General features: G+C 63.0%; 11 protein-coding genes and 1 pseudogene. 4 read left to right on the top strand and 8 right to left on the bottom strand.

The features are described from left to right. The 4 genes from EOA27_RS09085 to EOA27_RS09070 form a co-directional block, all read right to left on the bottom strand. A partial coding sequence (locus EOA27_RS09085) for a GTPase (protein ID WP_127255980.1) occupies positions 1-549 on the bottom strand: 549 nt, incomplete at its 3' end. Positions 550-642: 93 nt separating this feature from the next. Continuing rightward, entirely contained in the window at positions 643-1,365 is a 723-nt protein-coding gene (gene pth / locus EOA27_RS09080) for an aminoacyl-tRNA hydrolase (RefSeq protein WP_126081655.1), read from the bottom strand. 25 nt (positions 1,366-1,390) lie between these two features. Continuing rightward, entirely contained in the window at positions 1,391-2,035 is a 645-nt protein-coding gene (locus EOA27_RS09075; protein WP_126059761.1) for a 50S ribosomal protein L25/general stress protein Ctc, read from the bottom strand. 381 nt (positions 2,036-2,416) lie between these two features. Further along, complete coding sequence (locus EOA27_RS09070; RefSeq protein ID WP_126081656.1) at positions 2,417-3,331, bottom strand: alpha/beta hydrolase; 915 nt, start codon at positions 3,329-3,331, stop codon at positions 2,417-2,419. Between the two features lie 203 nt (positions 3,332-3,534). On the opposite strand from EOA27_RS09070, the gene EOA27_RS09065 reads away from it, so the two are divergent. Next, positions 3,535-4,179 (top strand): glutathione S-transferase family protein, encoded by a 645-nt coding sequence (locus tag EOA27_RS09065; RefSeq protein WP_126081657.1) that lies wholly within the window; start codon positions 3,535-3,537, stop codon positions 4,177-4,179. Between the two features lie 25 nt (positions 4,180-4,204). Here the strand turns inward: EOA27_RS09065 and EOA27_RS09060 are convergent, their stop codons facing one another. Continuing rightward, a complete protein-coding gene (locus EOA27_RS09060) occupies positions 4,205-4,645 on the bottom strand; it encodes a MarR family transcriptional regulator (RefSeq protein ID WP_126081658.1) in 441 nt (146 codons plus the stop codon). 148 nt (positions 4,646-4,793) lie between these two features. Between EOA27_RS09060 and EOA27_RS09055 the strand changes: the two genes are divergently transcribed. Next, a complete protein-coding gene (locus tag EOA27_RS09055; protein ID WP_126081659.1) occupies positions 4,794-5,651 on the top strand; it encodes an alpha/beta hydrolase in 858 nt (285 codons plus the stop codon). Positions 5,652-5,729: 78 nt separating this feature from the next. Here the strand turns inward: EOA27_RS09055 and EOA27_RS09050 are convergent, their stop codons facing one another. After that, positions 5,730-6,959 carry an MFS transporter gene (locus EOA27_RS09050; RefSeq protein WP_189561989.1) on the bottom strand — a complete coding sequence of 410 codons (1,230 nt, stop codon included), beginning with the start codon at positions 6,957-6,959 and terminating at the stop codon, positions 5,730-5,732. A 132-nt stretch (positions 6,960-7,091) separates the two neighbouring features. Here EOA27_RS09050 and EOA27_RS09045 point away from each other — a divergent pair, with 132 nt between their 5' ends. Both EOA27_RS09045 and EOA27_RS09040 read left to right on the top strand, forming a co-directional pair. After that, positions 7,092-7,961: a helix-turn-helix transcriptional regulator gene (locus tag EOA27_RS09045; RefSeq protein ID WP_126081661.1), complete on the top strand. Its 870-nt coding sequence runs from the start codon at positions 7,092-7,094 to the stop codon at positions 7,959-7,961. Between the two features lie 118 nt (positions 7,962-8,079). Continuing rightward, on the top strand, positions 8,080-8,643 hold the full coding sequence (locus EOA27_RS09040) for a dihydrofolate reductase family protein (protein ID WP_126081662.1): 564 nt from the start codon (positions 8,080-8,082) through the stop codon (positions 8,641-8,643). Positions 8,644-8,740: 97 nt separating this feature from the next. Here EOA27_RS09040 and EOA27_RS09035 read toward each other — a convergent pair whose 3' ends face one another. Both EOA27_RS09035 and EOA27_RS09030 read right to left on the bottom strand, forming a co-directional pair. Beyond that, on the bottom strand, positions 8,741-9,676 hold the full coding sequence (locus tag EOA27_RS09035) for a ribose-phosphate pyrophosphokinase (protein ID WP_126081663.1): 936 nt from the start codon (positions 9,674-9,676) through the stop codon (positions 8,741-8,743). Positions 9,677-9,866: 190 nt separating this feature from the next. Continuing rightward, positions 9,867-10,077 (bottom strand): annotated as a pseudogene (locus EOA27_RS09030) (hypothetical protein); the annotation flags it as partial.

Here is a 10,077-nt window from a genome sequence, read left to right as displayed (position 1 = left end):
GAGCAGGAAGCGCGTCGGCTTGCCGGCCTGCAGCAGTTCGAGCGACGCCTCCATCATCGGCAGGACGGCCATGGCTTCCTTGTCCTTGCCGGCGGCGCGCTTGCGGACCTGGGCGATGCGGCGCTCGAGGCTTTCGAGGTCGGCAAGCATCAGCTCGGTCTCGACCGTCTCGGCGTCGGCGACCGGATCGATGCGACCCTCGACATGGGTGATGTCGTCATCCTCGAAGCAGCGCAGCACATGCACGATCGCGTCGACCTCGCGGATATTGGCAAGGAACTGGTTGCCCAGCCCTTCGCCCTTGGAGGCGCCGCGCACCAGACCAGCGATGTCGACGAAGGAGATGCGGGTCGGGATGATCTCCTTCGACTTGCCGATCGCCGCGATCTTCTGCAGGCGCGGATCCGGCACCGCCACCTCGCCGGTGTTCGGCTCGATGGTGCAGAAAGGATAGTTGGCGGCCTGCGCGGCGGCCGTCCTGGTCAACGCATTGAACAGCGTCGACTTGCCGACGTTGGGCAAGCCAACGATGCCACATTTGAAACCCATGTTCGTCCAGTCCCGTCGGAATTCGATTTTGCTGAGGGCTATGGGCGATAGCGGTGACGAACGTCAAGCCCCAGGCGCCCGTTCGTTCGGCGCTCACTCCTTGCTGAACAGCTTCTTCAGCATGGCGGCCATCGGGCCGCTCTCGGGAAGCTTTGCCGCCGGCTGCTGCGGGCGCGCCTGGCGAACATGGCTTTGCTGCTTCGGCGGTTTGGGCGGCGGGCGGTCCTCATCGCCGGTCGGCACGAGTTTTTCACGCAAGGCGAGCGTGACGCGGTTCATGAAGGAATTGTCGTCGCCCTTGGCGAGCAGAGCGGCATCGTCGGCGATTGCGTCCAGCAGGACATCCAGCCATTCGCGATCGGCCTTGGCGAAATCGCCGAGCACATGGCCGTGCACCATCTCCTTGACGCCGGGGTGGCCGACGCCGATGCGCACCCGGCGATAGGCATTGCCGACATGCTGATCGAGCGAGCGGATGCCGTTATGGCCGCCGGAGCCGCCGCCCACCTTGACCCTGAGCTTGCCGGCGGCAAGGTCGATCTCGTCGTAGAAGACGGTGAGCGCGGACGGCTCGAGCTTGTAGAAGCGCAGCGCTTCGCCCACCGACTGTCCGGAAAGGTTCATGAAGGTCTGCGGCTTGATCAGCAGCACCTTCTCGCCGCCGAGCGTGCCTTCCGAAATCAGGCCCTGGAATTTTCGCGACCAGGGCGAAAAGGAATGGCGGCGGGCAATCGCGTCCGCCGCCATGAAGCCGACATTGTGCCGGTTGTTTTCGTATTTCGCGCCCGGATTGCCGAGGCCTGCAAAGACAAGCATCGCCGCCTCCGGATGCAGAAATAGGTTACTTCTCTTCGGCCGCCGGGGCCGCCGTCTCGGTCGCCGCCACTTCGGTGGTGGCTTCCGTCTCCGGCTTCATGGCCGACGAGCCGGCAATGGTCGCGATGGTGAAGTCGCGATCGGAGATGACCGGCTTGACGCCGGCCGGCAGCTTGACCGCCGAGATGTGGATCGAGTCGCCGATGTCGGTGCCGGCGAGATCGACGGTGATGAATTCCGGGATCGCGTTGGCCGGGCAGTGGAACTCGACTTCGTGGCGAACGATGTTGAGCACGCCGCCGCGTTTGATGCCGGGCGACTTGTCCTCATTGATGAAGTGGACGGGCACGTCGACATTGACCTCGGTGTCCTTGCCGATGCGCAGGAAGTCGACATGGACAGGGAAATCCTTGACCGGGTCGAGCTGGAAGTCCTTCGGCAGGACCTGAATCTTCTTGCCGTCGACATCGATCGTGGCGACCGTGGTCAGGAACCCGCCGCCATGGATCTTGTAGAAGATGTCCTTGTAGTTCAGCGCAATCGCCAGGGGAGGCTGCTTGTCGCCGTAGATAACTGCAGGCACTTTACCGTTGCGGCGAACTGCACGGGCGGACCCCTTACCGACCTGTTCGCGCGCTTCGGCTTTGAGCTCATAAGCATCGTGGCTCATGGCATTTCCTTTCGCGTGTTGTGGAGCGCTCGCGGTCGGCGTAAGCCCGACCGTAAACGTCGAAAGCCGTCGCGGCCTTGCACGATCCGTCCGATGCGTTTGGCAATCCAAATGCGTTGGAATCATGCGAGGCCTGGCCGGCCTTCCTCCGCGTTGCCTCCAAGGGTGTCTACGCGGGTGGCGGCTCTATAGCGGAAGGCGGGCAAGGGCGCAAGATCAACGGCGGTAGGCCTCGGCGCTGCCCGCCAGGGCTTCAAACGATGCTCGTGCCGGCATGGGCCGGCTTTACCGAGGCGACCATGAAGGACATTCGTAGAATTGGAGAAGGACGCCGTATTGGCGATTTCCCCAGCCGTGCCCAAAGGCCTGTCGGCATCAGCGCTATTTGGCGAGGAAGTCCAGGATCAGCTTGACGGTCGCGTCGGGATTTTCCTCCATGATCCAGTGGCCGGAGCCGGGCACGATGCCGGCCGTCACATTGCTGGCGACGAAACGCAGATCGTCGGCCTGCGCCGCGCCGAAAGACTTCTCCGCACCGACGGCCAGAACCGGCATGGCGACCTTGCCGCCCTTGGCGAGGAATTCCTTGTTGTCCGTGGCATCCTGGCTGAAGGCGGCGAACTGCTCGAACGCATCGTGCATGGCGTGGGGACGCGCATAAAGCGCGGCATAATGCGCGCGGGTGGCCTCGTCGATCTTCTTGGGATCGCCGGACAACTCGTTCCAGAAGCGGTCGAGATAGATGCGTTCGCGCCCGGCGACCAGACGCTCCATGTCGGGACCGCGGAAATTGAAGTGCCACAACAGCGGCAGGCGGATGATGTTGTCCCAGTCGCCGATGCCGGGCAGCGGCGCGTCGATGACGACCCAGCGGGTGATGCGGTCGCGATACTGTGCGACGAGGGCGTAACCCACCATGTTACCGATGTCGTGTGTGACGAGATCCGCCTTGTCGATCTTCAGATGGTCGAGGATGCCGGCGATATCGAGGGCCTGGTTCTTCTTGGTGTAACCGGTGTCGGGATGCGCCGACAGCCCCATGCCGCGCAGATCGGGCACGATCACGGTGTGATCTTTCATCAGCTTCGCCGCGACAGGCGCCCACATGTCGCCGCTGTCGCCAAAGCCGTGCAGCATGATGACGGCCGGGCCTTGTCCGCCGACGCGGACATGAAGGCTGGTGCGGTTGGTCTCGATCGTCTGTGTCTTGAAGCCGTGAGGGAACGGGACAATCTTCGCCGAAACCGGCAAAGCGGAAAGGAGCAGGCCCAACGCGGCCACGACCATCCTGTACATGCCAATCTCCCGGAACTGGCCGAATTGCTAAAATCTGACGTCGATTGAACGAAGCAGACCTTTTGTCGTGCCGCAAGCGCCCGCGACGGGAATTTTTCATCCAGCGGGCGAGATCGGTCTCGGCGACATGAGATGTGTGAATGTAGGATCGGGCGGGTTTCAATCGTCCTGGGGCAGACACCCGAAAACGCGTGGGGACGCAAATGAAACTCCTGTTCAGCCGCAATCCAAATCCTCGCCTCGCTGTCGCCACGGCGCGCCATCTCAAGGCAGAGATCGCGTTCGAATACGCATCGCCCACGGCGCCGGGGCAGGCCGAGCACTACCGGGCGCTCAACCCTAATCTGACCTTGCCGATCCTGGTCGGTCCGGGCTGGAGCCTTTGGGAGGCCGATGCCATCGCCTGCCGGCTGTCCCGCGACGTTCGCTCCGATTTCTGGCGTAGCGGGAACGACGAGCCGGACATGATCCGCTGGCTAAGCTGGGGCAAGGAACGGTTCGCCTTCGCGTGCGACATGGTGCATTTCGAGCGCGGGACCAAGCAGCGCTATGGGATCGGTCCCATCGATCAGGCGCTGGTCGAGGAGGGGTTGAGGCAATTCCATAGCGCCGCGGCGATCCTGGAGCCCGAGCTTTCCGGACGCGACTGGCTGGTCGGCAATTCCATCTCCTATGCCGATTTCCGCATGGCGACATTCCTGCCCTTCAACGACGCCGCCCGATTGCCGCTCGACGACTATCCGGCGACACGCCGCTGGTACGGCCGGCTGGAGGCGATCGACGCCTGGCGCGACCCGTTCCAGGGGTTGGAGGCACCGCCGCTGGCGCCGGTGAAGATCGAGGCGTGACCCAGCTTTTGCGCGATTCCGGACGCTAGGCGTCGTCTGCCTGGCCGCCATTCAGCGCGTCGCGCAGCGCCTGGATTTGCCGGTTCAAGGCATCGAGCTCGGCCAACGTCATGCCCGAGCGCTCGATCAGGGTCTCGTTCAGGCAATTGCACTGGACGAGCAGGGCTCGTCCGCTAGGCGTCAGGTCGACCTGCACCTGGCGCTCGTCGGCCTGGCTGCGCTGGCGAGTGACGAGGCCGGCCTGTTCCATTCGCTTCACCAGAGGCGTGATGGTGCTCGATTCCAAAGCGAGCCGGTGTGCGATGCCGCCCACCGACATGCCGTCAGCCTCGCCCAGCGCATTGAGCACGAGATATTGCGGATAGGTGATGCCCATTTCGTCCAGCATCGGTTTGTAGGTACGATTGATTGTCATGCTGGTCGCGTAAAGCGTGAAACAGAGCTGATTGTCCAAGGGAAGAGGCACGGCACGATCCTTTTGCCGACTGAGCAACGATTATGTACCACGGAAAATGTTATCGTGATACATATTTCTATGGACAAGCCGGCTCGATGGCGGTACCCATATCGTTATCGTGATATTATTTATTGCGAAAATTACAAAGGAGATAGAGATGACTGAAGCTTCGCAGACCAAGATCGGCAGTGGCACGATCACCACCAAGGACGGCACGCAGATCTTCTACAAGGACTGGGGGACCGGCCAACCGATCGTCTTCCACCATGGCTGGCCATTGAGCAGCGATGACTGGGACGCCCAAATGCTGTTCTTCCTGTCGAAGGGCTACCGCGTCATCGCGCATGACCGGCGTGGACACGGCCGTTCGACCCAGACGGACACCGGCAACGAGATGGACACCTATGCCGCCGATGTAGCGGCGCTCGTGGCGCATCTCGATCTTAAGAACGCGATCCATGTCGGTCATTCGACCGGCGGCGGCGAGGTGGCGCGCTACGTCGCCCAATATGGCGGCGGTGGTCGTGTCGCCAAGGCCGTGCTGATTGGGGCGGTGCCGCCGATCATGCTGAAGAGCGACGCCAATCCAGGCGGCCTGCCGATCGAGGTGTTCGATGGCTTCCGTTCCGCCCAGGCAGCCAACCGCGCCCAGTTCTTCCGCGATGTGCCGGCCGGGCCGTTCTATGGCTTCAACCGTCCGGGCGCGGTGGTCTCGCAAGGCGTTGTCGACAATTGGTGGCGCCAGGGCATGATGGGCGGTACCAAGGCGCATTACGATTGCATCAAGGCCTTCTCGGAAACCGACTTCACCGAGGATTTGAAGAAGATCGACGTGCCAGTGCTGGTCATGCATGGCGACGACGATCAGATCGTCCCGATCGCGGACTCCGCTCTGCTTTCGGTCAAGCTGCTCAAGAAGGGCGAGCTCAAGGTCTACAAGGGCTTCCCGCACGGCATGGCGACGACCCATGCGGATGTCATCAACGCCGACCTGCTGGCCTTCTTCAAGGCTTGAAGCAGGTTGCCAAACACGAAGCACCCGCCAGGCGGCGGGTGCTTCGATCTTCGGAGGCCGTTCGGAGTACCCGGGCAATCAGGCCCTTCGCGCTTCCTTCATATTGGGCAGGAACACCGTCAGCAGACCGAGGAAGGGCAGATACGAGCAGACCTGGAAGACGAAATCGATGCCCTTCACGTCGGCGATGACGCCGAGCACCGCGGCGGCGATGCCGCCTATGCCGAAGGCGAAGCCGAAGAAGATGCCGGCGATCGTGCCGACGCGGCCCGGAACCAGCTCCTGCGCGAACACCACGATGTTGGAGAAGGCCGACGACAGGATCAGGCCGATCAGCACGGTGAGCACCATCGTCCATTCCAGATTGGCGTAGGGCAGCGCCAGCGTGAAGGGCAGCACGCCGACGATCGAGAACCAGATCATCGCCTTCTGGCCATAACGGTCGCCGAACGGACCGCCAAGCAGGATGCCCAGCGCCGATGCGCCGAGGAACAGGAAAAGCATGATCTGACTCGTCTGCACCGAGACGCCGAACTTGTGGATGGAATAGAAGGTGTAGTAGCTGGACAGCGAGGCGATATAGGCGTTCTTGGTCAGCACCAGCAGCGTCAGCACGGCGAGCGCGCCCATCACATTCTTGCGCGGAAAGGGCGACACCTGGGCGACTTGCTTGCGGGTGGCCTGCGAGGCGCGCATGCGGCTGTACCAGCCGCCGACCTGCCACAGCACGAAGATGCCGATCAGCGAGCCGATGGCGAACCAGGAGATGCTGGTCTGGCCGAAGGGCACGACGATGAAGGCGGCAAGCAGCGGACCCATCGACTGGCCGAAATTGCCGCCGACCTGGAACAGCGACTGCGCAAGGCCGAAGCGGCCGCCCGAGGCGAAGCGGGCGATGCGCGAGGATTCCGGATGGAAGATCGCCGAGCCGATGCCGATCAGCGAGGCGCCGACCAGAAGCAGCACATAGTGGCCGGCATAGGCCAGCACGATCAGGCCGACCAGCGACGAAGCCATGCCCCAAGGCAAGGAATAGGGCATTGGCCGCTTGTCGGTGATCATGCCGATCACCGGTTGCAGCAGCGAGGCCGTGACCTGGAAGGTGAAGGTCAGAAGGCCGATCTGCCAGAAATCGAGACCGTAGTTCTCTTTAAGAAGCGGATAGATCGCCGGCAGCAGTGACTGCATGATGTCATTGATGCCGTGGCAGAAGCTCATCGAAAGGATGACGGCAAAGACCGTCGCTTGCGCCGAGGCGCTGCTTGCCGTCGCCGGCGTGGCGACGGATGTGGCGGTCGTATCAGTCAAGGCAATGCTCCGTAGTCTTTTTGGCGGCGAACCGCAGCAGTCTCATGGGATAGGACGCTTGCCTTATAATCGGCTTGAATGGCGACTTCTTTCGTGGTTTGGTCCAATAGTTTCGCAAGTGGGCCACATCCGATGCCGCATGGCCGGGAAATCTTCAGGGGCGACGCCACCGAGCTGGGCCGGCTGCATGAAAGCCGCTGGCAGTGGCTGGAGGAGGCCGTCGGGCCGGCGGTGGCGCTGCCGACCGAATATCCAGACGGCTATCACGTGCCGCAACACCGCCACAGCCGCAGCCAGCTTTTGCATGCTCTGGTGGGGGTGGTGTTGGTGACGACGAAGCACGGGCGCTGGATGGTGCCGCCCGACCATGCGATGTGGATACCGGCCGGCACCGAGCATTCGGTCGAGATGCTGGGCGACGTCTCGATGCGCTCGGTCTATGTGATGCCTGATGCCATTGCCGGTCTGCCGGAGGGATTGCGCGTCGTCGGCATCACCGAGCTGATGCACAGCCTGATCGTTGAATCGGAGAAACTGCCGCAAGGCGGCGAGATCGAAGGGCGGGCAGCGCTGGTCATGGGACTGCTGCTGCACGAAATCCCGAACCTGCCAGAACGCCCGCTTGGGTTGCCTTTCCCGTCCGATCCGAAGCTCGCGGCGCTTTGCAGGCGCTTCGTGGCGGCTCCTTCGCCGCACGCTACGATCGACGAGTGGGCGGATGCCGCAGGCATGAGCCGGCGCACTTTCACCCGCGCTTTCCAGCGCCAGACCGGGCTGTCGCTTTCGACCTGGCGCCAGCAGGCCTGCCTGTTCGCCGCGCTGCCAAGGCTCGCCGATGGCGAGCCGATCACCAGGGTGGCGCTCGATCTCGGCTATGACAGCGTGCCGGCCTTCACCACCATGTTCAAGCGCATGCTCGGCGCTTCGCCGCGCGGCTATATGCGCGGCGCGCGCGATGCCGGTGAAAACCCGCGCCGCGCAGGCGGCCCGCTTGCTGCGTGAAACCGAGCCGCGGCATCGGCTCGAGGCATCGCATCTCTTGGTGGTTCCACCCAGACTTCTGGTTGCAAGTTGCAATCAGATATGATTCTTTGCGGGGGCGCGAAATCGGAGGAACGCTATGGCGACGATCGTCTATGCCATGCTGACATCGCTCGATGGTTACATCGCCGGCTCGAGCGGAGACATCGACCTGCCGGTCCCCGAAGAGGAACTTCATCAGCATTTCAACGACGAGATGCGGCGGACGTCGATCGCGCTCTGCGGACGCCGGATGTATGAGACCATGCGCTTCTGGGACAGCCCGGAGCGTGAGATCGCCGCCGAGGAGGTCGAGCGGGATTTTGCCCACGCCTGGCGTGAAACGCCGAAGATCGTGTTTTCGACCACGCTTCAGGAAGTCGGGCCAAATGCCCGTCTGGTGAAGGAGCATGCCGAGGCGGTGGCAAGGTCGCTCAAGGCGGACATGGACGGCGAGATTTCCGTTTCCGGCGCCGAGCTTGCCGGGCACCTTGCGCGCGCGGGGCTGATCGACGAATACCGGCTCTATATGCATCCAGTCGTGCTCGGCGGCGGCAAGCCGTATTTCCAGTCCGGCCTGTCGCTGGCGTTGAAGCCGCTCGGCACGGAGCGCCTTGCACAAGGCGTGACGCTGCTGCGTTACGCGCCCATCGCAATCGACTAGAGCAATTCCAGGAAAAGTGTGAGCGGTTTTCCGTCCGGAATTGCGCAAAAACAAAGAGATAGAGCGGTTCGCCGTTTCCGTAAAACGGTGAAACGCTCTAGTCGAACAGGCTCGAGACCGACTCTTCCGTCGCCGTGCGTGAGATCGCCTCGCCCATCAGGTCAGCGATCGAGATGACGCGGATGTTCGGTGCGTCGAGCACGCCCTGCGTCGGCTGGATGGAATCGGTGATCACCAGCTCCTGCAGCTTCGAGCCGGCGATACGGGCGACGGCGCCGCCCGACAGCACGCCATGGGTGATGTAGGCGGTGACGGACGTCGCGCCGTTGGCGAGCAGCGCGTCGGCCGCGTTGCAAAGCGTGCCGCCGGAATCGACGATATCGTCGATCAGCAGGCAATCCTTGCCGGCGACCGCGCCGATGATGTTCATGACTTCCGATTCACCGGGGCGCTCGCGGCGCTTGTCGACGATGGCCAGCTGCGCGTCGAAACGCTTGGCCAGCGCGCGCGCCCGCACCACGCCGCCGATGTCGGGCGACACGACCACGACATTGCCGAGCTGCTTGTACTTGGCCTTCACGTCGCGGGCCATCACCGGCACCGAGAACAGATTGTCGGTCGGGATGTCGAAGAAACCCTGGATCTGGCCGGCATGCAGATCGAGCGTCAGCACGCGGTCGGCGCCGGCGCGGGTGATCATGTTGGCGACCAGCTTGGCCGAGATCGGCGTGCGGCCGGAGGCGCGTCGGTCCTGCCTTGCATAGCCGAAATAGGGGATGACCGCCGTGATGCGTCGCGCCGAGGACCGCATGAAGGCGTCCATCATGATGAGCAGTTCCATCAGATGGTCGTTGGTCGGATAAGAGGTGGACTGCAGGATGAAGACATCCTCGCCGCGCACGTTTTCCTGGATCTCGACGAAGATTTCCTGGTCGGCGAAGCGCCTGACGCTGGCCTTCCCTAGCGGGACGTTGAGATAGCGAGCGACCGCTTCGGCCAGCACCCGGTTGGAATTGCCCGCGAAAAGCTTCATGCACCGTTCCTGGTGAAGGATGGAGAGACCCGAGAGACTCTCAACGAGCCTTTTAAGCGGGCTTTTAGCGGCCCGCGCCGGTATTGCAAGCCTCGTTATCGGGAATCCCTTCGGCGACTGCAACAAACAAGCAAAACATCGCAAGCCGGCAACAGTTTGGCCGGCAACAGTTCGGCCGGCTACCGTACGGTCAACCGGCGCCGCCGCTGCCGAGCCACGCGGCGAACTGGTCGATCGTCTGGTCGGCGATGGCGTGCATGGTCGCGGGTGCCACCGCGGGCCAGCCCTCGCCGCTGCCGACCGTGGGCGCTTTCTGCTGGCCGTTGATGCGATGCAGGCGGTTCCCCGAGGGGTCGTAAATGTCCCAGACATAGATGACGGTGGTGTCCTTGCCCTCGGAC

Origin of the sequence: Mesorhizobium sp. M2A.F.Ca.ET.037.01.1.1, from assembly GCF_003998075.1 — a bacterium.
In the GTDB taxonomy this organism is placed as follows: domain Bacteria; phylum Pseudomonadota; class Alphaproteobacteria; order Rhizobiales; family Rhizobiaceae; genus Mesorhizobium.
This window is presented reverse-complemented; position numbering and strand designations above follow the sequence as displayed.